The sequence below is a fragment of the Shinella sp. BE166 genome (genome assembly GCF_051201095.1).
In the GTDB taxonomy this organism is placed as follows: Bacteria; Pseudomonadota; Alphaproteobacteria; order Rhizobiales; family Rhizobiaceae; genus Shinella; species Shinella lacus.
On sequence record NZ_JBPEHL010000013.1, the window covers coordinates 1 to 23,244 of the forward strand.

General features: G+C 63.5%; 26 protein-coding genes and 1 tRNA gene. 10 read left to right on the forward strand and 17 right to left on the reverse strand.

The window, feature by feature from the left end; genetic code table 11:
* On the reverse strand, positions 1–455 hold a 455-nt coding region (locus tag J2Y63_RS25580), incomplete at its 3' end, for an alcohol dehydrogenase catalytic domain-containing protein (RefSeq protein WP_435268390.1).
* Positions 456–539: 84 nt separating this feature from the next.
* Entirely contained in the window at positions 540–944 is a 405-nt protein-coding gene (locus J2Y63_RS25585) for a helix-turn-helix domain-containing protein (RefSeq protein ID WP_435268391.1), read from the reverse strand.
* Positions 945–1,110: 166 nt separating this feature from the next.
* On the opposite strand from J2Y63_RS25585, the gene J2Y63_RS25590 reads away from it, so the two are divergent.
* The 3 genes from J2Y63_RS25590 (at position 1,111) to J2Y63_RS25600 (ending at position 5,396) form a co-directional block, all read left to right on the forward strand.
* Positions 1,111–2,061 (forward strand): DMT family transporter, encoded by a 951-nt coding sequence (locus J2Y63_RS25590; RefSeq protein ID WP_435268392.1) that lies wholly within the window; start codon positions 1,111–1,113, stop codon positions 2,059–2,061.
* A 62-nt stretch (positions 2,062–2,123) separates the two neighbouring features.
* A complete protein-coding gene (locus tag J2Y63_RS25595; RefSeq protein WP_435268393.1) occupies positions 2,124–4,076 on the forward strand; it encodes an acetyl-CoA carboxylase biotin carboxylase subunit in 1,953 nt (650 codons plus the stop codon).
* A gap of 75 nt (positions 4,077–4,151) precedes the next feature.
* A complete protein-coding gene (locus tag J2Y63_RS25600; RefSeq protein ID WP_435268394.1) occupies positions 4,152–5,396 on the forward strand; it encodes a hypothetical protein in 1,245 nt (414 codons plus the stop codon).
* Here the strand turns inward: J2Y63_RS25600 and lipB are convergent.
* Positions 5,369–6,115, reverse strand: a complete 747-nt coding sequence (gene lipB, locus J2Y63_RS25605) for a lipoyl(octanoyl) transferase LipB (RefSeq protein WP_435268395.1) — start codon at positions 6,113–6,115, stop codon at positions 5,369–5,371. The genes J2Y63_RS25600 and lipB overlap by 28 nt on opposite strands.
* 195 nt (positions 6,116–6,310) lie before the next feature.
* On the opposite strand from lipB, the gene J2Y63_RS25610 reads away from it, so the two are divergent.
* Positions 6,311–6,395, forward strand: a tRNA-Leu gene (locus tag J2Y63_RS25610).
* 66 nt (positions 6,396–6,461) lie between these two features.
* Here J2Y63_RS25610 and J2Y63_RS25615 read toward each other — a convergent pair.
* From J2Y63_RS25615 to J2Y63_RS25630, 4 genes are all read right to left on the reverse strand, one after another.
* Positions 6,462–6,749 carry a hypothetical protein gene (locus J2Y63_RS25615; RefSeq protein ID WP_435268396.1) on the reverse strand — a complete coding sequence of 96 codons (288 nt, stop codon included), beginning with the start codon at positions 6,747–6,749 and terminating at the stop codon, positions 6,462–6,464.
* Complete coding sequence (locus J2Y63_RS25620; protein ID WP_435268397.1) at positions 6,730–6,900, reverse strand: hypothetical protein; 171 nt, start codon at positions 6,898–6,900, stop codon at positions 6,730–6,732. The genes J2Y63_RS25615 and J2Y63_RS25620 overlap by 20 nt, the downstream gene beginning before the upstream one ends.
* Before the next feature lie 2 nt (positions 6,901–6,902).
* Positions 6,903–7,280 carry a hypothetical protein gene (locus tag J2Y63_RS25625; RefSeq protein ID WP_435268398.1) on the reverse strand — a complete coding sequence of 126 codons (378 nt, stop codon included), beginning with the start codon at positions 7,278–7,280 and terminating at the stop codon, positions 6,903–6,905.
* 172 nt (positions 7,281–7,452) lie between these two features.
* Positions 7,453–7,947 carry a peptide deformylase gene (locus J2Y63_RS25630; protein WP_435268399.1) on the reverse strand — a complete coding sequence of 165 codons (495 nt, stop codon included), beginning with the start codon at positions 7,945–7,947 and terminating at the stop codon, positions 7,453–7,455.
* Between the two features lie 301 nt (positions 7,948–8,248).
* Between J2Y63_RS25630 and mgtE the strand changes: the two genes are divergently transcribed.
* Both mgtE and J2Y63_RS25640 read left to right on the forward strand, forming a co-directional pair.
* Complete coding sequence (gene mgtE / locus J2Y63_RS25635) at positions 8,249–9,679, forward strand: magnesium transporter (protein WP_435268400.1); 1,431 nt, start codon at positions 8,249–8,251, stop codon at positions 9,677–9,679.
* 63 nt (positions 9,680–9,742) lie between these two features.
* Positions 9,743–10,129, forward strand: coding sequence for a MerR family transcriptional regulator (locus tag J2Y63_RS25640; protein ID WP_256115801.1), 387 nt, complete (start codon positions 9,743–9,745; stop codon positions 10,127–10,129).
* Positions 10,130–10,136: 7 nt separating this feature from the next.
* Here J2Y63_RS25640 and J2Y63_RS25645 read toward each other — a convergent pair whose 3' ends face one another.
* The 3 genes from J2Y63_RS25645 to J2Y63_RS25655 all read right to left on the reverse strand — a co-directional run bounded on the left by J2Y63_RS25645 (position 10,137) and on the right by J2Y63_RS25655 (position 12,419).
* Positions 10,137–10,610 carry a methyltransferase gene (locus tag J2Y63_RS25645; protein ID WP_435268401.1) on the reverse strand — a complete coding sequence of 158 codons (474 nt, stop codon included), beginning with the start codon at positions 10,608–10,610 and terminating at the stop codon, positions 10,137–10,139.
* Positions 10,611–10,614: 4 nt separating this feature from the next.
* Positions 10,615–11,652: a DUF1624 domain-containing protein gene (locus J2Y63_RS25650; RefSeq protein WP_435268402.1), complete on the reverse strand. Its 1,038-nt coding sequence runs from the start codon at positions 11,650–11,652 to the stop codon at positions 10,615–10,617.
* A 77-nt stretch (positions 11,653–11,729) separates the two neighbouring features.
* A complete protein-coding gene (locus tag J2Y63_RS25655) occupies positions 11,730–12,419 on the reverse strand; it encodes a DUF599 domain-containing protein (protein ID WP_256115804.1) in 690 nt (229 codons plus the stop codon).
* A gap of 564 nt (positions 12,420–12,983) precedes the next feature.
* Between J2Y63_RS25655 and J2Y63_RS25660 the strand changes: the two genes are divergently transcribed.
* Positions 12,984–14,384, forward strand: coding sequence for an L-serine ammonia-lyase (locus J2Y63_RS25660; RefSeq protein ID WP_256115805.1), 1,401 nt, complete (start codon positions 12,984–12,986; stop codon positions 14,382–14,384).
* A 76-nt stretch (positions 14,385–14,460) separates the two neighbouring features.
* The gene (locus J2Y63_RS25665; protein ID WP_256115806.1) at positions 14,461–14,898 is read left to right on the forward strand and encodes a DUF1489 family protein; all 438 of its coding nucleotides are present in this window, start codon (positions 14,461–14,463) and stop codon (positions 14,896–14,898) included.
* A 14-nt stretch (positions 14,899–14,912) separates the two neighbouring features.
* Here J2Y63_RS25665 and J2Y63_RS25670 read toward each other — a convergent pair whose 3' ends face one another.
* From J2Y63_RS25670 to J2Y63_RS25695, 6 genes are all read right to left on the reverse strand, one after another.
* The gene (locus J2Y63_RS25670) at positions 14,913–15,185 is read right to left on the reverse strand and encodes a hypothetical protein (protein ID WP_256116179.1); all 273 of its coding nucleotides are present in this window, start codon (positions 15,183–15,185) and stop codon (positions 14,913–14,915) included.
* 171 nt (positions 15,186–15,356) lie between these two features.
* The gene (locus J2Y63_RS25675) at positions 15,357–16,724 is read right to left on the reverse strand and encodes a D-alanyl-D-alanine carboxypeptidase (protein ID WP_435268403.1); all 1,368 of its coding nucleotides are present in this window, start codon (positions 16,722–16,724) and stop codon (positions 15,357–15,359) included.
* A gap of 233 nt (positions 16,725–16,957) precedes the next feature.
* Positions 16,958–17,719 (reverse strand): hypothetical protein, encoded by a 762-nt coding sequence (locus tag J2Y63_RS25680; protein ID WP_435268404.1) that lies wholly within the window; start codon positions 17,717–17,719, stop codon positions 16,958–16,960.
* A gap of 258 nt (positions 17,720–17,977) precedes the next feature.
* On the reverse strand, positions 17,978–18,577 hold the full coding sequence (locus tag J2Y63_RS25685; protein WP_435268405.1) for a transglutaminase-like cysteine peptidase: 600 nt from the start codon (positions 18,575–18,577) through the stop codon (positions 17,978–17,980).
* 484 nt (positions 18,578–19,061) lie between these two features.
* On the reverse strand, positions 19,062–19,673 hold the full coding sequence (locus J2Y63_RS25690) for a PilZ domain-containing protein (protein WP_256115811.1): 612 nt from the start codon (positions 19,671–19,673) through the stop codon (positions 19,062–19,064).
* Positions 19,674–19,819: 146 nt separating this feature from the next.
* Entirely contained in the window at positions 19,820–20,455 is a 636-nt protein-coding gene (locus J2Y63_RS25695; RefSeq protein WP_435268406.1) for a PAS domain-containing protein, read from the reverse strand.
* Positions 20,456–20,747: 292 nt separating this feature from the next.
* On the opposite strand from J2Y63_RS25695, the gene J2Y63_RS25700 reads away from it, so the two are divergent.
* On the forward strand, positions 20,748–21,488 hold the full coding sequence (locus J2Y63_RS25700) for a rhomboid family intramembrane serine protease (RefSeq protein ID WP_435268407.1): 741 nt from the start codon (positions 20,748–20,750) through the stop codon (positions 21,486–21,488).
* 189 nt (positions 21,489–21,677) lie between these two features.
* Complete coding sequence (locus J2Y63_RS25705; RefSeq protein WP_256115814.1) at positions 21,678–22,106, forward strand: CBS domain-containing protein; 429 nt, start codon at positions 21,678–21,680, stop codon at positions 22,104–22,106.
* Positions 22,107–22,184: 78 nt separating this feature from the next.
* Here J2Y63_RS25705 and J2Y63_RS25710 read toward each other — a convergent pair whose 3' ends face one another.
* The gene (locus J2Y63_RS25710; protein WP_256115816.1) at positions 22,185–23,147 is read right to left on the reverse strand and encodes a patatin-like phospholipase family protein; all 963 of its coding nucleotides are present in this window, start codon (positions 23,145–23,147) and stop codon (positions 22,185–22,187) included.
* Positions 23,148–23,244: the final 97 nt, after the last annotated feature.

Sequence of the window (23,244 nt, forward strand, 5' to 3'; positions counted from 1 at the left end):
AGCGCGATCTCGGGCAGCACGGTATAGTTCGCGAAGGTCGAGCAGCCCATGTAGTGAAAAATCTTGTCCTTGCCGATCGAGAAGCGCGAGGTGCCGTCGGGCATCAGGCCCTGGCCCTGGGTGGCGCGGATGGACGTGCAGAGATTGGTCTTGCGCGACAGGCAGGAATAACATTCGCGGCATTCCGGCGTGTAGAGCGGAATGACGTGATCGCCCTTCCTGAGCGAGGTGACGCCCGGGCCGACATCGACGACGATGCCGGCGCCCTCATGGCCGAGGATCGCCGGAAAGAGGCCTTCCGGGTCGGCGCCCGACAGGGTGAATTCGTCCGTGTGGCAGATGCCGGTGGCCTTGACCTCGACCAGCACTTCGCCGGCCTTCGGGCCGTCGAGCTGTACGGTCATGACTTCCAGCGGTTTTCCGGCCTGAACGGCAACGGCGGCGCGTACGTCCATCTTCGTCTCTCCTCATGCGGATTCTTTTCGGGCGGACCATTGCAGAGCCGGCCCGAGGCCTCAAGTGCGGCAAATGGAAAAAAGTCAGCCCTGATCTTTTTTGATCAAATTGGCAATCTCTGCCTCCAGCGCGGCGATGGCCTTGCCGGTCTGGTCGTGAAGCCGGTGGACCTCGTTGAGCTGGCGCAGCAGCGGATGCAGGTGCTCGTCGCCGGACGGGTCCGCCGGCGCTTCGCCGATGCCCGCGATCAGCCAGGAGGGCGAGACGGAGAGCACGCCGGCCAGCATGAACATCGCCTTGGTGTCGGGCTCGGCGTGGTCGCGTTCCCAGCCACTGACGGTGTCTTCCGGCAGGCCGAGGCGGGAGGCGAGGCCTTCGAGCGACAAGGCCAGCGCATCGCGCGCACGCCAGATCCGCCCGCCGAGCGTATCGCCGTCGGCGCGGCCCGAGGGGAAGGGGATGGTGTTGTTTTCGCCGGGAAAGGTCATCACGGCCTCCATTTCTTATCAGGCGAGTTTACAGGCAATGCGGGATTGCATTCTACCTCAAATGCGCCGCTTCGCGCCGCCCGCACGCCGGCCTTCAGGGGCTGGATTTCCGGCATTGCCTGCCGGCGGAAAAGAGCTATGCAGGGGAGAACGAGGGAGTCGCATCATGAACGCTGCAACCGGCACCAACCAGCAGGCGGGCGGAGGCACCATGCAAGGCGTGATGCTCATGGCGGTCGCCATGCTGCTGCTTCCCTGCATGGATGCGATCGCCAAATACATGGCGACCTTCGCCGACATGTCGCCGGGGCAGGTGACCTTCTATCGCTTCTTCTTCCAGGTCGTCTGCACGATCCCGCTGGTCTTCACGGCCGCCGGCAGCGCCACGCTGCGGCCGAAACGCCCGTGGCTGAACCTGCTGCGCGGCGCCATCCACGGCGCGGCAAGCCTGCTGTTCTTCGCGGCCGTCAAATACATGCCGCTTGCCGACGTGTTCGCCATCTATTTCGTCGAGCCCTTCATCCTCACCGCCATGTCCGCGGCCTTCCTGGGCGACAAGGTCGGCTGGCGGCGCTGGCTGGCCATCGTCGTCGGCTTCGGCGGCGCGCTCATCGTCATCCAGCCGAGCTTCGTGCTCTTCGGCTGGACCGCGCTGTTGCCGGTCGCCTGCGCCTTCCTCTATTCGATCTACCTCTTCATGAACCGCGCCATCGGCGACGCCGATTCCCCGCTGACCATGCAGACGATCGCCGGCTTCGGCGGCACGATCTTCATGGGCGTGGCCCTGTTCGCCGGTCACTCGGCCGGCATCGCCGATTTTGCGCCCTCGCTGCCGGCATCCGCCTTCGCACTGGTGCTGCTCGTCATCCTCGGCGCGCTGTCGGGTTATGCGCATATGCTGGTCGTGCGCGCGTTCCGCATGGCGCCGCTCTCGTTGCTGGCCCCCTTCCAGTATTTCGAGATTATCTCCGCGACCGTGCTCGGCTATGCGATTTTCGGCGATTTCCCGACGCCGTCGAAATGGCTCGGCATCGCGGTCATCGTCGCCTCCGGTCTTTTCATCATCTGGCGCGAGCACCGGACCCGCAAGGTGGCCGCGGACATCGCCTTTGACTGAGGTGCCTTGAGAGCTTTCCGTTGAGTGACTAAGACTCGCTGTAGAGACTGCCGGAGGAAAGCATGTTCAAGAAAATCCTGATTGCCAATCGCGGCGAGATCGCCTGCCGCGTGATCAAGACGGCACGCAGGATGGGCATCGCCACCGTCGCCGTCTATTCCGATGCCGACCGCGACGCGCTGCATGTCGAGATGGCCGACGAGGCTGTGCATATCGGCCCGGCGCCGGCCGCGGAAAGCTATCTCGTCGCGGACAAGATCATCGCCGCCTGCAAGGAAACGGGTGCGCAGGCCGTTCATCCGGGCTACGGCTTCCTTTCCGAGCGCGCTAGCTTCTGCGAGGCGCTGGAGGCGGAGGGCATCGTCTTCATCGGCCCCAAGCCGAAGGCGATCTGCGCCATGGGCGACAAGATCGAATCGAAGAAATTCGCCAATGCGGCAAAGGTCTCGACCGTTCCCGGTTTCCTCGGTGTAATCGAGGATGGCGCGCATGCCGAGCGCATCGCCGGCGAGATCGGCTATCCGGTGATGATCAAGGCGTCCGCCGGTGGCGGCGGCAAGGGCATGCGCATCGCCTGGGACGAAACCGAGGTGCGCGACGGTTTCGAGCGCGCCCGCTCGGAGGCGAAAAACTCCTTCGGCGACGACCGGGTCTTCATCGAGAAATACATCGTCGATCCGCGCCATATCGAAATCCAGGTGCTGGCCGATGCCCATGGCACGACGCTCTATCTCGGCGAGCGCGAATGCTCCATCCAGCGGCGAAACCAGAAGGTCGTGGAAGAGGCGCCGTCGCCCTTCCTTGACGAGGCGACGCGGCGCGCGATGGGCGAGCAGTCCGTGGCGCTCGCCAAGGCTGTCGACTACCAGAGCGCCGGCACGGTGGAGTTCATCGTCGACCGCGAGCGCAATTTCTATTTCCTCGAAATGAACACGCGCCTGCAGGTCGAGCATCCGGTGACCGAACTCGTCACCGGCATCGATCTCGTCGAACAGATGATCCGCATTGCCGCCGGTGAAAAGCTGGCGCTGGCGCAGGCCGACATCACGCTGAACGGCTGGGCGGTGGAAAGCCGGCTTTACGCCGAGGACCCGTACCGCAATTTCCTGCCCTCGATCGGCCGGCTCACCCGCTACCGCCCGCCCGTTGAAGGCAAGAGCGGTGAGGCGATCGTGCGCAACGACACGGGCGTCTACGAAGGCGCCGAGATTTCGATGTATTACGACCCGATGGTCGCCAAGCTCTGCACCTGGGCGCCGACGCGGCTCCAGGCGATCGACGCGATGAGCGATGCGCTGGATGGTTTTACGGTCGACGGTATCGAGCACAACGTGCCCTTCCTCGCCGCCCTGATGCGCCATCCGCGCTGGCGGGAGGGCCGCCTTTCCACCGGCTTCATCGCCGAGGAATATCTGGACGGTTTTGCGCCCGTGGCGCCGGACGCGGAGGAGGCAGCCATCCTTGCTCGCGTCGCGCTGTCTGCCCATCTCGTCGATACCGAGCGCCGCGCAAACCATGTCGACCGGCTGCGCCCGACAATGCCGGCGCGCAAGGACTGGGTGGTGAAGATCGGCGATGCCTATCAAGCGCTCACCGCCGACGATGCCGTCGCCACCGACTGGCGGCCGGGCCAACCGGTCTGGCGCGGCACGATCGACGGACGTCGCGTGACGGCGCAGCTCCGGCCTTTCGCGAACGGGTTGCGCATCGACTGGCAGGGGCTTTCCGTGCGCACCCGCGTCTTCACGCCGCGCCTTGCCGAACTCGACGCGCTGATGCCGAAAAAACTGCCGCCGGACACGTCGAAGATGCTGCTCTGCCCGATGCCGGGTCTCGTCGTGTCGATCGCCGTCAGCGAGGGGCAGGAGGTGAAGGCGGGCGAGACGCTGGCCGTCGTCGAGGCGATGAAGATGGAAAACGTGCTGCGGGCCGAGCGCGACCTGACGGTCGGGTCGATCCATGCCAAGCCCGGCGAGAGCCTGGCCGTCGACGCAGTCATCATGGATTTTGCGTGAGGCCGGTTCTTAACATTTGTTAGGACTTTGCCGTTAGCGTCGTTTCTGCCTGCCATGACGGTCGGGGAGGACGGCATGTCGACATCGTTTTCGGTGATCCTGCTTCTGACGATCAATCTCGGGCTGATCTGGCTGTTGATCGCAGCACCGGTCGGCAGGCGCACCCTCCATCTCACCCGCATCTTCCACGCGCCGCCGGGCCGCATCGCCGCCCTGGTCAGCCCGCTCGGTGCAGAGGCGGACTGGCATCCCTCGGTCATGTCCAGCGAACGGCTGGCCGGCGACCGCGTGAAGCAGACCTTTTCCTATCCCGACCGCAGCGGCGATCCGATCACGCGCACGCTCTCGGTCAGCGAGGCGACGGATGCCGACGGCATCGCCTGCGAAACGCGGGTGGTCGAGGACAGCGCGCTCGATGCCTCCTTCTGGCGGAATTATGTGGAGCGGCGTTTTCTGCGCGCGGTTCCGGGCGGCACGGCGCTCACCGTCGAGCAGACCGACCGCTATCGCGGCATCGCCTTCCTGCTGTTCCGCTACATCCAGCTGCGCCGTGAAATGAAGGCGCTCGACCGGTGGTTGGCGACAGGCAAGGGCGAGGTGCATGGCGTTCTCGAACACCCGCTGACGCAGGTGGGCCTTGCGGTGCTCTCGACGCTGCTGCTCTGGCCGTTCTTCGGGCTCGGCCCGCGCGGATTGCTGCTGTCCACCATGCTCACCGTGGTGATCGTGCTGCACGAACTCGGCCACATGGCGGCCTATCGGGCCTTCGGGCACCAGCGGGTGCGCATGATCTTCGTGCCGCTGCTCGGTGGCATCGCGGTCGGCGGGCGACCGTACAATTCCCATTTCGAGGTTGCGGTCTGCGCCCTTATGGGGGCCGGCATGTCGGCCTTCCTGATACCGCCGCTGGTGGCGCTGCATGATGCGGCAGGCCCGGCGACGAGCGGCGTGCTGCTCGTCTTCCTCCTGATCCTCGGCGCCTTCAACCTGCTGAACCTGCTGCCGATGCACAGGTTCGACGGCGGGCAGCTGCTCAGGCAGGTCTGTTCGACGCGCCTCAGCCTTCTTGTCGTGAGTTTTCTCGTGACATTGGCCATCCTCTGGGTTGGCTGGCGGATCGGACTGCCACTCCAGCTCCTGACTGCTGGCCTTGCGGTCTTCACCGTGCTGAGCCTGATCGGTGCCGGTGGCGTAAAGCCGCGCCGGGCGCTCGATCCAATGACGGCGCCGCAGCGCCTGCTGGCCGGCTTCGGCCTCTACGCCGCCATCGTGCTGCACGGCTATGCGATTATCTATGCCTGCGAAAGGCTCCTGGGCTGACAGTCCGCTTCCGAAACGGTGTCGCCGAACACCCGCTCGAACGAATCGCGGATGCGCATGTCGACGTCGCTCATCATGACCGGCAGGCCGAGATCGACGAGGCTCGTCACGCCATAGCCGCGGATGCCGCAGGGTACGATGCCGGAGAAATGTTCGAGTTCCGGATCGACGTTGAGCGAGAAGCCGTGAAAGCTCACCCAGCGGCGCAGCCGGATGCCGATCGCCGCGATCTTGTCCTCGGCCGGCGAACCATCCGGAAGGGCCGGGCGCTCCGGCCGGCGCACCCAGACGCCGACGCGATCCTCGCGCCTCTCGCCGCGCACGTTCATCGAATCGAGCGCGTCGATCACCACCGCCTCCAGCGCCGCCACGAGGGCGCGCACGTCCTGCCGGCGGCGTTTCAGATCCAGCATGACATAGACGACCCGCTGGCCGGGGCCGTGATAGGTGTATTCGCCGCCGCGGCCTGTGGAAAACACCGGGAACCGATCCGGCGCCATGAGGTCGGTGGCGTTGGCACTCGTACCGGCGGTGTAGAGGGGCGGATGTTCGACCAGCCAGACGAGTTCGTCGGCCTCGCCATTGGCGATCGCGGCGGCCTCTTTTTCCATGGTTTCGACCGCCTCGTCATAGGCAACGAGGTCCGGCGCGATGCGCCAGCGCACCGGCGGCGAGCCGGGAACCGCGAGAAGGGAAATGGAGATGTCCTGCCGCTGCATGAGGCCCGTCCTTTTCGTTCCGTTCTGCCAGATATAGGGGCGATCATGCAAGGATTTCAGGGGTTTCCGGGGCTTTGCACAGGACCTGTTGAAATTGTTTCGCTTTCCGTCATTTTTCTTTCGTATCAGCCTTGTGCACCCCAAATGCTTTTGCTACATGCACCTCCGTCGCCGCAAGACGACGCCTACCACGATGCGGTCGTGGCGGAATTGGTAGACGCGCAGCGTTGAGGTCGCTGTGGGGCAACCCGTGGAAGTTCGAGTCTTCTCGACCGCACCAAAAAAGAGACCCGCTTCGGCGGGTCTTTTTTGTTTTGGGCCTTTGATGCTGATTGACGCCCTCCCATCAGGGAACGAAGCGCGGCCCATCCGGCGGTCGTCCCGCGTCCGCGGCGAGCGCCTCGTCTATCTCCTTCGACGTGACTTGCAGGAACTGGCGCTTTCCCCTGGCGATGGCGATCGCGGGAATTTCCAGATGCGTGGCGACCCGCCTGTAGGCCGGGAAGCTGAGGCCTTCGATCAGTTCCTCGTCGACGACGAGGCGATAGGTTCCCGCCTGCAACGCTTCCACGAGGGAATCCAGCGTGAAGGCGTGGGCGAAGGTAATTTCCTTTTCAGTCGTTCGTTCCGTCATTTCCGTCATCGCTTTCCTGTTGCGCGGAAATCGGCTGGCGAAGCGCCGCGGGGTTCAGTCGTTCATATCTGCTTTGGTCCGGGCGATAGGACCAGATGAGGCCGATCGAGAACACGACGAGCAGGATCGACATCGTCAAACGGGAAGACATGTCTATGCTCCGCTGGTCGATCCGCCCTCGTTCTCCCAGCTTTTCAGTCCCTTGAGATTGGTGCGGCGGCGCTTTTCGATCGGACGCATCAGCGCCTTGGCGACCGCTGGCAAGCCCTGGATCGCGTAGCGCGGAAGGAGCGGCGCAAAGAGCACCTTGTATTTGGCGGAGCGGCCGAACCGGTCGTCGAGATAGGCTTCGAGCGCTACGGCGGATGTCTCTTCGGCGCGAACCTTCTGCATCAACAGAAGTGCGGCCGCGCTGTATTTATAGTCGTCACCGATTCCGGAGCCCATGTCGTAGCCGGCGCGGAAGAGGACCGACTGGATCGTCTGCATGTCTGTTTCGGAAATAGCGGCAAGTTTGGCATCGGAAGACATGACGTCCTCCTTCCTTTTGGGGCCAGGGTAACCAACCCTCAAACAACAGCGCCCGTGGCAATGGCTGCTGAAGCCATCACACTGGGCTTGTTGTCGCGCATTGACAAGGAATCAATTGGGGCCGTTTCAAGGCCCGCCCGAACCTTGCCGACGCCGGCTTCCCGTGTCAGCGTCAGCCCTTGTTTTTGTTGTATTTCTTGACGAGGCGTTCGCGTTTCAGGCGGGAGAGGCGGTCGATCCAGAAAATGCCGTCGAGCTGGTCGATCTCGTGCTGAAGGCAGACGGAGAGCAGGCCGTCGGCTTCCTCGCTGTGGGTGACGCCCGCGAGGTCCTGATAGGTGAGGCGGATGCGGGCAGGGCGCTCCACCTCGTCCGTCATGCCGGGCATGGAGACGCTACCCTCGGTGTGGCGTTGCAGCTCCGGCGAAAACCATTCGATTTCCGGGTTCACATAGGTGCGGAGCGAGCCCGGCCCTTCAAGCTCGATCACCGTCAGCCGTTCGAGCACGCCGACATGGGCAGCGGTGATGCCGATGCCGGGGGCGGCACGCATCGTGGCGGCGAGATCGTCGGCGAGCGTCGCCAGCCGCGCATCGAACAGCTCCACCTTGCGGCAGGGCGAACGCAGACGCGGATCGGGGTAGCGCAGGATGGGAAGGATCGCCATGGTTTCTCCGGCTGTGTCTGGGCTCCCATCCCTAGCCTGTTTGCGGCAGGCGGGAAATCCCGGGTGCTTCCGGGCGCCGCGAATCGTGTGATTTTCATGAAATTGCAACAGCTTGCGAAATTTTTGTCCCACGCCGGCTTTTGCCGCTTTCGGTGATGGACCGACCGCGCGCTTTGCTTTAGCACGATGGTGAGCGGCGCGCCCGGCGAGGGGCGCTTCGAGGAAACCCTGCACGTAATCCCTGTCGTTTCTGCTCGGCCGGCGCGCCAGGTGGGACGATCCCGACGCAAGGAGCGGCCCGATGGAAAACACCGGCGACGACCACCGCATCCATAAGGGACAGGCAGAACACAGTACCTTCGACGGCGAGGACATCTACGCCGAGGACGGCTCGATCCGCTCGGATTTCCTGATGTATGTCGGCGCGGCGATTGCCGATCGCGACCTGCTCTTTCTGCGCCGCCACGTCGCGCGCCTGCATGAATCGGAAATGGGCGACCTCTTGGAGGCGATCCAGCCCGAACAGCGCCGCCAGCTCGTCTCGCTGCTGGGCGACGATTTCGACCTTGCGGCCCTGACCGAGGTCGATGAGGCGATCCGACTCGACATCGTCGAGCATATGCCGAACGACCAGATCGCCGCGGCGCTTGGCGAGATGGATTCGGACGACGCCGTCTACATCCTGGAAGACCTCGACCAGGAGGACCAGGAGGAAATCCTCTCCAAGCTGCCGTTCACCGAACGGATCCGGCTCCGCCGCTCGCTCGACTATCCGGAAAGCACGGCCGGCCGGCGAATGCAGACCGAGTTCGTCGCCGTGCCGCCGTTCTGGACGATCGGCCAGACTATCGACTACCTGCGCGAGGATGCCGACCTTCCGGAGAGCTTTTCGCAGATCTTCGTCATCGACCCGACCTTCCGCCTGCTCGGCGCCATCGATCTCGACCGCGTGCTGCGCACCTCGCGCAATACAAAGATCGAAGCGATCATGCGCGAGACGAACCACCCGATCCCGGCCGAGATGGACCAGGAAGAGGCCGCCCAGCTCTTCGAGCAGTACGACCTTCTCTCCGCCGCCGTCGTCGACGAGAACGGCCGCCTCGTCGGCGTGCTGACCATCGATGACGTGGTCGACGTCATCCAGGAAGAGGCCGAGGAAGACCTGATGCGCCTCGGCGGCGTCGGCGATGAAGAACTGTCGGACAAGACCATCGAGACCGTACGCTCCCGCGCGCCGTGGCTGCTGGTCAACCTGCTGACGGCTTTCCTCGCGGCCTCCGTCATTTCGCTGTTCGAGGCGACGATCGAGGAGATCGTGGCGCTTGCCGTGCTGATGCCGATCGTCGCCGGCATGGGCGGCAATGCCGGCTCGCAGACCATGACCGTGACGGTGCGCGCGCTCGCGACCCGCGACCTCGACATCCACAACGCCTGGCGCGTCGTGCGACGCGAGGCCGGTGTCGGCCTGCTGCATGGCGTCGCCTTTGGTATCGTGATCGGCTGCGTCGCCGCACTGTGGTTCCACGATATCAATATCGGCGGCGTCATCGCGGTCGCCATGCTGATCAACATGTGCGCCGCAGCGCTCGCCGGCATCACGATCCCCATGCTGCTCGACCGCGCCGGCGCCGACCCAGCGGTTTCCTCCAGCGTCTTCGTGACCGCGGTCACTGACATTGTCGGGTTCTTTGCGTTTCTCGGGCTTGCGACGTGGTGGTTTGCGATAAGATAGGCAAAAAATTGACTTATACGTAAAAGTCAATAAAATGCCCGCTCAGACGAGATCGGAGCAGGCGTGGACAAGTTTTATACCATAACCGAGCTGACGCGCGAATTCGGGGTTTCGACCCGTACGCTGCGCTTCTACGAGGACGAGGGGCTGATCCATCCCGAGCGCCGCGGCCGCACGCGTCTGTTCCGCCCGGCCGACCGTCGTCTGATCCAGGAAATCCTGCGCGGGCGCCGCATCGGTTTCACAATTGCGGAAATCCGCGACATCATCCGCGTCTACAAGGACCCGCCGGGTGAAGTCGGGCAGCTCGAACTGCTGATGGCGAAGGTCAGTGAAAAGCGCGAGGAGTTGCGCCAGAAGCGGCGTGACATCGAGGAAACGCTGACCGAACTCGACAATGTCGAGGAAGCGTGCCTGACGCGCCTGGCCGAGATCGGCGTCGGCACTTAATCCCCATTCAGATCCAGCGCGACGTGCCGGTGCAATAGCGCTCGAAATCGATGCCGAAGCGCGAAAGCAGGTGCAGTTCCTCACGCTTGATCGCCACGATGCTGGTGACGACGGCGGCGACCGTCGCCGTGACGAGGCACCAGGGATTGAGCATGGCAAGGCCCATGCCGGCCGTCGCCAGCGTATAGCCGAGATAGATCGGGTTGCGGGTGAAGCGGTAAGGGCCGGAGGTCACGAGATGGGTCGAACAGCGGTTCGGCATGATCGTCGTGTGGCTGTCGAGCAGCGTGCGCATGGCCCAGACATCCAGCACGATCGCCGTGACGATGAGCGCGCCGCCGGCCGCGCGCGCAATCCAGATATTCGTGTCGGAAACCGCCAGCGGAAACCACGCCTGCAGCAGGAAGGCCGCCGCTATGGCCGCGCCGTAAATCAGCGGCGGCCAGGGAAAGGCGAGAGGCTTCATGCGATAGGCATTCATGATCCTATTCCTTCAGCTCGGTTTCCGTTTCGGCATTTGCCGTGCATTGCGACGAGATCGCGCCGATGCGCTCGTCCTTCGTCACGTCGATCGCGCCGCGGTTCAGGTCGGCAAAGAGATTCTGCTCCATCAGCCGGGTGAGCGTGCAGCCGCAAAAGCTCTGGCAGAAGCGGGCGCCGCGCTCGTTGACGCAGGCGCTGACGCAGCTCTTGGTGTAGCTCTCGACGGGGTCGGCCGCAGGCGCCGGCACCACGAGGGAAAAGCCGTAGACGAGCGCGATCAGCACGGGCTGGTGAATAAGATAGATGGCGAGACTGTGGCGGCCGGCTTTTTCCAGCAGGCTTTTCCACCAGACTTTCGTCGTAGCGCCGTAGCCCGCAAGCCGTTCCGGCAGCGGGCTGGCGACGAAAAGCCGGGCCATCGCAATTCCGAGCAGCACCGGCGCCAGCCACGGCAGCAGCGGCACGTAGTCGTTCGAGCGCGGCACGTTGACCGAGAGCCCGACCCACCAGAGCGCCGGGTGATCGAACAACGGTGCGCGCAGGTAGAAGGGAGCGGCGACGGCCGCAGCGGCGACCAGCAGCGTGACGACGACCGGCAGGCGCACAAAAAGAAGGCCGATGAGGCTTGCGGCCGCTATGGCGTGCAGGATGCCGAAGAAGATGAAGGTGTCCGGGAAGGCAAACCAGGTGGCGACGCTGATGATTGCCGCCGCCAGCCCGATCTTGCCGAACCGGATGAAGAACGCCCGCGGGCGAAAACCCTGTGCGTGGCCGAGCACGAGGCTGAAACCGGCGAGGAACAAGAAGCTGCCGGCGATCACCCGCGCAAAAATCTTCCAGCCGCCGGTCGTGGCGGTCTCCGGCGCGATATAGCCGAAAAAGCCGAGGTCCCAGGTGAAATGATAGATCGCCATGGCGATCAGCGCGATGGCGCGGAGCTGGTCGATCAACGGGATGCGTGGCACGCGGCGCGTTGCGGCGCTTCCTTCTGCCACGTTGCCGTCAATCACCGTCGTCGTCATGGTTCGGGGTCGCTGCATTGCTTTGGTCCATGGGAGAATGTCACGCCAAGCTTGCGCCGGGCGGATGGCCGAAAGGTGGCCGGTGGAAGCTCTCGTCAGTCCAGGCGTTCCAGCACGGCGAGGCGCGCTTCCGAATAGAACTGCCGGCGGACGAGCACGATGATGATGCCGAAGGTCGTCGCGATGAAGAGATAGGGGCTGATGAACCAGCCGAGATAGCCGATCGACAGGAAGATGGCCCTTAGGCCCATGTTGAAATGTTTCGCCGCAAGGATGTTCATGCGGATCACCTTGTCGGCGGCGAGGTCCGCGCCGGCCGGGTCCTTGTGCACGTCGCCGCTCATCGGGATGGCGCCGAGCAGGATCGTGCAATAGTTGAACAGCCGGTAGGACCAGCCGAACTTGAAGAAGGCGTAGCCGAAGATCACCGCAAGGCCGCCGACCTTCAGCTCGAAGCCGGCGCGGCTGCCCTGGAAGACCAGCGGCAGGTCGCTGAAGATCGCAAAGACCTGCTCGGTCGCGCCGAGCAGCGCGAAACAGCCGCCGAGCGCGAAGATCGAGGTGGAGGCGAAGAAGGCCGTGCCGTTCTGCAGGCCGGCCATGATCTGCGTGTCGATCATGCGCAGGTCGCGGTGCATGGCATTGCGAATCCACACCGCGCGCTGCGAACTCATCGCCCTTGTGAGGCTGACGCGGTCGAACAGCTTTGCCCGTTCCGTGATCCAGGAATATCCCGTCCACAGGAGGATGAAGATGGCGAGGGCGACGAGATCGGGTGTGCTCATGGCTGAGCGTTTTGCCACGGATGGCGCATTTTGCAAGCGCCGCCGCAGGCCTGTTTAGACCTTGGGCGGAATGACGGCGGCCTCAAAAGCCAGCACGAAAGGATAACTGTCTGATTTTGCGACAGGTCATGCATTTTGCGCGGGGCTCCTATGTGCCCGGAGCCTTGGTTTCGCCATTTTTCGCGATTGCGGTTTCATGAAATCTTCATTAAACAGGGCGCCATGCGGGGCCGAACACGCCATCGCGACATTCTTCCAATCGGGGAAATCATGGAAAGCACTGTTCAGAAATCCTGCTGGGGCGTCACCGCCCGTGCAGTCCTTGGTTTTGGCGCAGTCCTGGTTATCGCCTATCTCTTCGGCGGCATCTGAAAACACCGGGCCATCGTCCTTACATAAACAGCGCGCTCTCCCAGGCGCGCTGTTTTTGTTTTTATCGTCCGATCCTGCAGGCAATGTCGCGCACGTAAAACCCGATGTCGGGAGATCGCCTTATGCGCGGCGCATGATAACGTAGCTTCAAGGATCAAAGCGTGGCCTGCCGCGGCAAGGAGAAGTCCGGGAATGTTTCTTTCGGTATTTGATGTCTTCAAGATTGGGATCGGGCCATCGAGCTCCCACACGATGGGACCGATGTCGGCGGCGAACCGCTTTCTCGACCTCATCCTCTCGTCCGACTGGCCGCGCCCGGCCGGCGCGCAGGTCGCGACCATCCGCATGAGTCTGCACGGCTCGCTCGCCTATACCGGCGTCGGCCACGGCTCCGACCGCGCCGTCGTGCTCGGCCTGATGGGCGAACGGCCCGATTCGGTCGATCCGGACCGGATGGACGCCATCATCGGCGAGGTCGAGCGCACCGGCCGCATCACGCCACCCGGCCATCCCGGCTACGCCTTCCAGCCGAAGACCGACCTGATCTTCGACAAGAAGAACCCGCTGCCGGGCCATGCCAACGGCATGACCTTCTCTGCCTACGACCGCGACGACCGGCTGCTCCTGAAGCGCATCTACTATTCCGTCGGCGGCGGCTTCGTCGTCACCGACACCGAACTCGAACAGATGCGGGCCAGCAAGGCGCGGGCCGGCGACAAGAAAGTGCCGTTCCCCTTCGCCTCCGCCAAGCAGATGCTGGAAATGGCCGGGCGCTCCGGCATGACGATCGCCCAGATGAAGCGGGCGAACGAGGAAGCGACCATGTCGCGCATGGAGCTGGATTCCGGCCTCGACCGCATCTGGGGCGCGATGAAGAGCTGCATCGACCGTGGCCTGAAAAACGAGGGCATCATGCCGGGCGGCCTGAAGGTGCGCCGGCGCGCTCGCTCGATCCACGACAAGCTGCAGGAGGAGTGGCGCTCCAACAAGGCGAACCCGCTGCTCGCCAACGATTGGCTTTCCGTCTACGCGATGGCCGTCAACGAGGAGAATGCCGCGGGCGGCCGCGTCGTCACCTCGCCGACCAATGGTGCGGCCGGCGTCGTGCCCGCCACCATCCGCTACTACCTGCATTTCCACGAGGATGCCGACCAGGACGGCATTCGCGACTACCTGCTGACGGCAGCGGCCGTCGGCGGCATCATCAAGCACAATGCCTCGATCTCGGGCGCCGAAGTCGGCTGTCAGGGGGAGGTGGGCTCCGCCTCCGCCATGGCCGCCGCCGGCCTTGCCGCCGTCATGGGCGGGACGCCGGAACAGGTGGAAAATGCCGCGGAAATCGCGCTGGAACACCATCTCGGCATGACCTGCGATCCCATTGCCGGCCTCGTGCAGGTGCCCTGCATCGAGCGCAATGCGCTGGGCGCCGTCAAGGCCGTGACCGCGGCCTCGCTTGCGCTGAAGGGCGATGGCGTGCATTTCGTGCCGCTCGACGCCTGTATCGAGACGATGCGCCAGACCGGCGTCGACATGAACGAGAAGTACAAGGAAACCTCCACCGGCGGCCTCGCCGTCAACGTGGTGGAGTGCTGAGGCTTCCCGCTTCTTCCCTGTGGAGTGCGACGCGGCGGCCCCTTGACCCGGCCGCCGCAAGAGCGTTCAAAGAGCCATGGCCCTGCATCTCATCAAACTCTGTGTTGGCGCGGACTCGATCGAGGATCTGCGCGAATGGGTGTCCGAACGCTCGCTGATCGCGATCGCGGCTGGCATGGAGCCGCATTCCAGCCATATCACGCGCATGATCCCCAAGCGCGACCAGGAGCTGCTCGACGGCGGTTCGCTCTATTGGGTGATCAAGGGCCAGGTGCAGGCGCGCCAGCCATTGCTGGGCCTGAAGAGTTTTACCGATGTCGACGGCATTTCGCGCTGCGAACTGGTGCTGGGACCGGAGGTCATCGAGACCGAATACCAGCCGCGCCGCGCCTTTCAAGGCTGGCGCTATCTCACCGACGACGATGCGCCGCGTGACCTGAAGAACATGGGCGACGGCACCGCCGACCTGCCGCTGGAGCTTCGGCGCGAACTGGCCGAACTCGGACTTCTCTAAGCGATTTTTGGCGCTCAGCGGATGCGCAAGCGTACCGGATGGCGACGTCCGCTGACGCCGACATGGAGATGGATCCCGGCGGCGGGCTGCCCGGAGCGCCAGGCGCGGGCGCCGTGCGCGAGCAGCATGCCGACGAGATCCTTCGTCTTGTTGCGTGAACGGCCGAGCCCGATATCCGCGATCCGCATCGCCGCCTCGTGCAGCGGGTGAAGCGTTCCCTTCAGCGACTTGCGCTTTTCGTCGCGCGCTTCCGGGGGGACATCGAACTGGTTTTCGTTCATCGCCATGATCTGCCTCGTACGCAATACCAAATCGAGGATGGCAGAACCGTCTTCACGGTATCCGCCTGCCTTCGCCCCGCAGCCTCCGGTATGCAAAACCTGTCCGGTGGCCGTTGCGGGCGCAAGGCGGTAGTGTTTTGAAAGCGCGCCGAACACGCTGGCGCGCTTCGATCGTCTTTACTGCTGGCTGGCCCAGCAGGCGAAACCCTTGCGCTTCAGCACCTTGCAGGCTGCGGCAGCGCGATCCTGGCCGTCGAAACCGCCGAAGCGGGCGCGGTAGAGCTGCTGGCTGCCGCTGTTGACGGCGACCGTGAAGGGCTGTGCGCTGGAGAGCGCCTTGCCGCCCTGGTCCTTCGCCTTGGAAAGCAGGTCCTGCGCCTGGCCGCGGTCGGGCGTTGCGCCGATCTGGATCACCCAGCCCGAAGGCACGGATTCCGATGCGACGGCGGCAACGGTGGAAGAGGTGGTGAGCTTGTCGACGTCGCCGCCGGTGTCGCCCTGTTCCGTGAGGTCTTCCGGCGGAACGGCGCTGTCGCGCTGGATTTTCAGCGTGGCGGCGAGCGCCCGCTTGCCGACGACTTCCGAGCCTTCATCCGCCGTCGCGGCATAGGCCGTCTCGATGCGGGCTTCTTTGTAGCGATAGGTCGGGATCGGCCCGTTTTCCGGCAGGTCGAGGCCGCCGGCGAGCGACGCGGTCGCCGTTTTCTTCGTCACGGCTTCGGCGGTCAGCGTCGGCGCATCCTTGGTTTCGGCGATCAGGTCGCCACCGCCGCGGCGCGAGGCCTTCGGCATGTAGGTCGCGATGAGCTTGCGCATCTGCTGGTCGCGGGCCGCACCTGAACGGCCGCCGATGACGACGCCGACGACGCTGCGGCCATCGGCCACGGCCGAGGTCACGAGGTTATAGCCGGAAGCGCGGGTGTAGCCGGTCTTGATGCCGTCCACGCCGCGCACGCTGCCGAGCAGGCGGTTATGGCCGTTGATGGTCTGCTTGCCGAAGCGGAAGCTGCGCACCGAGAAATAGGAATAATATTGCGGGAAGTGCTGGCGCAGCGCGATGCCCAGGCGAGCCTGGTCGCGCGCGGTCGTCACCTGTGCCGTATTGGGAAGGCCGTTCGCGTTGCGGTAGACCGTGCGGGTCATGCCGAGCGCACGCGCCTTCTGCGTCATGATGCGGGCAAAACGCTCTTCCGAGCCGCCAAGGAATTCGGCAAGCGCCGTGGAGGCGTCATTCGCCGAACGGGTAATGAGACCGAGCATGGCCTGCTCGACGGTGATGGAGTTGCCGGTGCCCACGCCGAGCTTGGTCGGCGGTTCGCTGGAGGCATTCTTCGAGAAGGGAACGCGGGTGTTGAGGCGGATCTTACCGGCCTCCAGCGCCTCGAAGGTGAGGTACAGCGTCATCATCTTGGTGAGCGAAGCAGGATAACGCAGCGCATCGGCGTCTTCGCTGTAGAGTACCTTACCGGTTTTCGCGTCGATGACGATGCCGGAATATTTCGGATTGGCCTCGGCCGGGGTCGCGACGGCTACGGTGGCGACCATCCCCACGATCACCAGACCTTTCGCCGCAGTGGCAATTGCCTGACAAGAGCGGGGGAGAAAATCGAGGAATACGGAACGGGACACTAGGCTACTCTTCATGCTTGGATTGCACATGTGATCCGGAGGTGGACTTCCCGGAACGACCGTTCCCAGCACAGTAGTGGGATAGCGTTACCAATCGGTTTATGATGAATCATTGGTTTCTGAGATTGGCCGGGTTTTATCGACGGGGTTTATCGGTTCAGGCGGGCGGACGAGGGATGGCCGTCCTCGATGAAGGACTGGCCGAGATAGTCGCGAACGCGCGCCTCCATGGCCTGCCACTGCGGCAAAAGTCTGCTCGAAAAACGATAAAGCACAGAAAGATCGCGGCCGATGTGGATATCGCGCTGGCAGTCGGCGCTCGTCGATTGCGACGGGTCGGCGGGCATCATGCAGCGCACCGCATAATCGGCGCCGTCCGGCAGCACGCCGGTGAAGAAGACTTCGCCGCCATAACCGGACGTGTCCTTCAGGGGCTGGAGGGTCAGGCCGGCCGGGCCGGGCTCGGGCCGGTCGTCGAAGAGGTGGCTGTATATCGGTTCCAGCCGACCGGACATGTCCTTCGACATGGTGCTTTGCGAAAGATTGAGGAAAATCAGGTTTTCGGGGCGGCTGGCATCGTTGAATTTTACGCGCTCGGCATTGGAATAGCCCTTCATTTCGGGCCAGGTCAGGTAGAGATCGACCCGTTCGGCGCGGCCGGTCTGGCGCTGCTCCTCGAAGCGGATCGTGTTGGCGGGAAGCCGGATCTGGTCCTGGCCGATGACGATATCCACCGGCTGGGCGCTTTCCGTATGGCCGGCAAGCGCGATGCGTTCGCCAAGCATGCGGCCGGCAAGGCTGATGGCGACGGTCAGGCCGGCGAGAACCGCGACGGAAATCGTCAGGCGCGTCAGCAGGCGGTTGGAAAGCAGGGGGGCGTGTTCGTCACTGCCGGTCGCTGCCACTGTCATCTCGCATCCCTCGCTGTGCCTGGTCGGGGCCGGTTTCAAGGGACGGCGACCTTTGCCGGAGCGTCTGCGAACAGGGTTAATTTTCGGTTGAGATCGGGCAGGGGTGGGGTGCTGAAAAAGAAAGCGGCCGGTTCCGGGACAGCAGAACCGGCCGCAGGGCCATGGTCGGGACGGGGATTGGGGGACTGACCGGGCCCTTTATTGCCCGGCGGGGCCGCCGGGCAATCTCGTCATGTGGCGCCGCGCTGGCGCCGGGGACTACTTGACGCTACCGACGGCGTCGGCACGACCGTCTTGCAGCTTCACCCACTTGCCGGCATTCGCCGAGGACTGGCGCTTCAGGAAGCGGTATTCGGTCTGGGACCAGAGCAGGACCTTGTTGCGCATGTTGTCGAGCACGAAGTCGCCGCGGTCGGTGCGCACGGTCAGCACCGCATGGCCTTCGCCGTTCGGCTGGAGCACGACGGTGATCAGAAGGTTCGACGGCGAAATGCCGGCTTCGATCAGGCGCTTGCGCTTCAGGAGCACATAGTCCTCGCAGTCACCGACGGTGTCCGGATAGGTCCACTGTTCCTCGACGCCGTAGATTTCCATGTCGGTCAGCGGCTGCACGTCCGTGTTGACCGTGTAGTTGACGTTGAGGATCGTCTTCCAGCTTTCCTGCGTCAGCGCCAAAGGTCCCCTGTCCTTGCCGGTCGGGCCGCATTCGTCGCTGTACTGCTTGCAGAATTCGTAGTGGCCGATGGGCTGGTTGGTGCTGCCCGCCAGCGGAATGTTGGCCGGCAGCGCCATCGCGGCGCCTGCGGCAGCCAGAGAGAAGAGAAAGGCAAACGTCCCTGTCTTGATCGTTTTTTTCATTGTGTGTGTCCCCGTTCGATGAGGTCACAATGACAGGGATGTTTTGAGCTTGCGCGAAAACCGGAAGTATAACTTAGTTCAAATCAAGGTGGTATAAGTATAAAACAAGAATAAAATTCGAGATGAATTTGAGTTGTACTTGAAATGTATTTGATTAAAATTTGAATGAATTTCCGTTTGGACCGATCCCAGCGCGACTGGCGCAATCTCTTGATTCCAAAGAAATTTCCGGCCGGGGTCAACATGCCGTTCTGTGCGATAATGGGGAGCGATGCCGTTGGAGCACATCGGACGAGGGCCGGCATTTCTACGGGCAATGGGGCTACAAAGGCCCTTTCGTCGTGCGAAGGGGGTCGAAGGCGCTTTTGGCGGCCAAAAATATTTTGCGATTATTTTTGAGAAGGGCGCGCTGTCTCGTCCTGAAACAGCAAAGGGCCCCGCAGGGCCCTCATGGTACAATACGACCTGTGGTCGTCCCGAAATGCTACAGGAATGCGGTCAGTGCATCCTTCGACTGCACGGACGAAAATTCGATGGCGACGCCTTCCTGGAAATGGCGCACGACGCGGCCCTTCATGTGGCCGAGCTGTACGGGCGTACCGAGTGCCGGCCGCACGTCGATATCGACAGCCGCGCCGGACATCGAAAGGTCGATGATGCGGCAGGGGTAGCGCCGGCCGTCGTCGAGCGTCAGGTCGGTGCTGGTGTTGCGCGGCGTCAGGCGGTTGTGGCGGCGGTCTTCCGGCAGGCCCAGTTCGTGTTTGTTGGCGATCCAGGTGAGCTGTGCTGCAAGCTTTTCGCGCTTGCGGTCCGTTGCGTTGAGGAGAATTGCGAAGCCGGCGTCGCTGAGGGCGGCAACCGTGCCCTCGATGCGGCCGAGATGATCGACATAGGCGATGATGCGTTCGCCCATGCGCGGGCGGCCCAGGCAGATGAAGCTGGCATCGCCCGGCGACATGTCGAGCACGGTGCATTCATATTCTTCGTGATTGGCCAGCATCAGGCGGCCGGGCAGGTTCACCGAGACGCGCTGGAAGCTGCGCTGATCGGGCTGCGGTTTCCGGACGGCGGGCGATGCTTGCTGGAAGGAATACATGTGCGCGCGTGCCTGATGATCTTATCTCTTTCCAACTCTTAATCTTTCGGGGTTAACAGAAGGTTTTCCCCCACATTGAAAAGTCGTTACACGCGTGCATTTCGACAACTTAGAGGCGTTCCGGGTTGTAGTCCGGCGTTTCTGCCTCACCCATCGTCACCCTGGCGACCGCCCTCGAAGATCCTGAGATGCAGCACGCGGCTCATCGTCTGGCCGAGGCCGGCCGGACGGACCGCCATGATCGAGGTGGGCATCGGCACCGCCGGCCGGTTGCCGCCGAGATTCTTCGCCCGGCTCGGATCGATGACCGAAAGCGCGCCCAGCGTCGCATAGCGGAAGGCCGAAAGCGGCTGCCGCTGGCCGGGCAGGGGCGCGAAGGCACCGATGATACGGTCTGCCGCCTTGCCCTTGGTGGCGAGCGGCAACAGCACAACTTCCGCCTCCGTCGTGTCCAGGCTGCCGTCGACCAGCGCGATCTGCATGACGGCAGGTGCCGCATGCGCCATCACATTTTCCGTGATCCGGGCGACGCGATTGCGCAGGTCCGGCGCAAAGAGTTTGTCGAAACCAGACCCCTTGAGCTCGCGCCCGAACTGCGCACAGAGGCGCGTGCCGGCGAGGCGGAAGCGGGGATCGTCCAACCTGTTGTGTTCCAGAATGAAGACATCGGGCAGGATGGGCGCAATGTCGGCGGGCTCTATGGCGCTGCGCAGCGGCACGGCGCGCTCGCCCCGCTGCCGTGTCCAGTAATCATAAAGTGCCGTGACGGCCTTCGTCTGCATGCGCGCTTCCAATCGATTCTGTTCCGTTCCGGCACGAAAGGCCGTGCGTACGGTGGTTTTTCGAAGAGAGGAGCGAGTTTCGTGCCAGAGCGCCGTTAAGGTTAACCAATGCTTTCGATTGCATCGTCGGCCGGCTTGGAGGAACATCCGGTCATCCCTCCACGAGGGAATGGTTTACTGCACATCATTTCAGCCCCGGGGATTGGGGGCACCGGCCGTCAGCGAAAGCTGCACGGCCTTTCTTTTCTCTGTATAAGCGCGACTCGTATTTTATGAATTTGGTGGATCGGTCATGACGGATGACGGCGGTGGAGTGCAGGGCGGCGGGATGGACCTCCGCAAGCGGGAGCCGGCATTCAACCTGCCGGGCAGCCTCGTCGCGATCCTGGCCCTGCTCACCGTTATCCATGTCGTGCGCACCTATCTGATCTCGGCCCAGGCGGACGAACTGGTCCTCCTGCACTTCGCCTTCATCCCCGGTCGCTACTCCATTCCCTTTTCCGAGCAGGATCTCGGCTGGCTGTGGAGCCCGGTCACCTATTCGCTGCTGCATGGCAGCTGGGAGCATCTGATCTTCAATGCCTTCTGGATGGTCGCCTTCGGCGCGCCGGTTGTGCGGCGCATCGGCCTTTGGCGCTTCTTTCTCTTCTGGTGTCTTTCCGCCATTGCCGCCGTCGCCTTTCACGCGGCTCTGCATTGGGGGGCGATGATTCTCGTCGTCGGCGCGTCCGGCGTGGTGTCCGGCCTGATGGGGGCTGCGGCCCGCTTCGTTTTCTCGCCGAGCGGCCGCATCAGCCGGCAGTTCGCCCATCTCAACCGCCGCCTGACCATCCCCGAAGCGCTTTCCAACCGCTCCGTGCTGGTCTTTTCCGGCATCTGGTTCCTGACGAACTTTTTGATCGGCTTCGGCCAGATCTTCGGCTCGGTTGCCGGCGGCGCGATCGCCTGGGAAGCGCATATCGGCGGCTTCCTCTTCGGCTTCCTGTTCTTCCCGCTGTTCGACGTCGCGGTCGCCGAAAGCCGCCGGGATTAACGATAGTCCATTAGCGGTCTTGCAATCGCCTCTATCGTGGCGCACCATGGACGTGTTCCGGTTCGCACATGCACACCGGAACGGGAGCGGTATCACGCGGGAGGAAGCGGATGTCGCGCCGGTTACTGGCAGGGCATCCCTGCGCGGGTGTCCCGCCTCTCTGCGTTATGATGCACACGGGAGGTACGCATGTATGTAAAGACGATATTGGACGAAAAAGGCCGCAACGTCGTAACGGGCGGCCCGCAGCTCACAGTCAAGCAGGCTGCCGTCTATCTGCATGAAAACCATATCGGCGCCATCGTCATCGTCGATCGCAACGACCGCATCGCCGGCATTGTGACCGAGCGTGACATCGTCGCCGCCGTCGCCCGCAACGGGGCGGAATGCCTGGACAAACCCATTTCCTCCATCATGTGGGGCAACGTCCATCGCTGCGACGAGAACCAGACCGTCGAAGGTCTCATGGAAATGATGAGCAAGCTGCGTGCCCGCCATATCCCGGTGGAAAAGGAAGGGCGCCTTGTCGGCATCATCTCGATCGGCGACGTGGTGAAGTCCCATATAAGGGCGATCAAGCACGAAGCGGAAGCCATCAAGGCCTATATCTCGGGCTAGTCGCCAGACCCGGAACGATTTCGGGCGGACCGATGTTCAATCGCTCCGCCCGCACGTGTCTTTGGCTGCTGAAAGCGCTCAGCGCATCAGCACGGCTTCCTGCATGCGCTTGATCTCGAAGATCCGCGCCTTGGCTTCGAGGTAGCCGCGGTCGATCGCTTCGCCGGCGCGGTGGAATTCCGAAAGGCCTATATCCGACAGTTTGGGATGCAGCGAGAGATCCGGCGGGTCTCCGGCAAGGCGTGCGCGGGAGATGCGGTCCTGGATGATGTTGAAGGACTGCACCATGACGCTCGTCAGCCCGAGGCGCGCAGCACTGTCTTCCTGCTTGTGATCGTCGATCTTCTGCTGGCTTGCGCTGTGCTTGATGACCGCCGAGCGGCCGTAGAGGTCGTAGTTGAGGTTGACGGCGACGACCAGAGGCTCCTCATGCGCCCGACAGACCGAGACCGGCACCGGATTGACCAGCGCGCCATCGACCAGCGTGCGGTTGTTGCACTTGATCGGCTCGAAAATGCCGGGAAGGGCGTAGGAAGCGCGGATGGCGGTGATCAGCGAGCCGCTGTTGATCCAGACCTCATGGCCGCTGTTGACCTCGGTCGCGACCGCCACGAAGGGCCGGTCGAGATCCTCGATCGAAAGGTTCTCCAGATGCTCCTGCATGCGCTTCGTCAGCCGCATGCCGCCGAACAGGCCCGAGCCGCGAATGGTGAAATCGAGGAGGCTCGCGATGCGCCGCATGGTGAGCGAGCGGGCGAAGGCCTCCAGCTCGTCGAGCTTGCCGGCGAGGTAGCAGCCGCCGACGAGAGCACCGATCGAGGTTCCGGCGATCATGCCGACGGGGATACCTTCCTCGTCGAGCGCCCGCAGCACGCCGATATGGGCCCAGCCTCGGGCGGCACCGCCGCCCAGCGCCAGAGCGATCTTGGGTTTGCGCGGCTGGGCCGGCGCGGGAATGTGAGACATGTCGTTCATGGAAGGGCCGCCCGGATCTGATGCATCCGCCGTTACGAGACTACGATTGAAACTCCAGTTCAGCATGCCGGGCCTCCGTTACGAAGAGGAATTCGCGCCGAAGCAATCAGTTCCAGAGCCTCGGGCCTATCCGCTACACAATAAATGACAGGATAGATGCAGA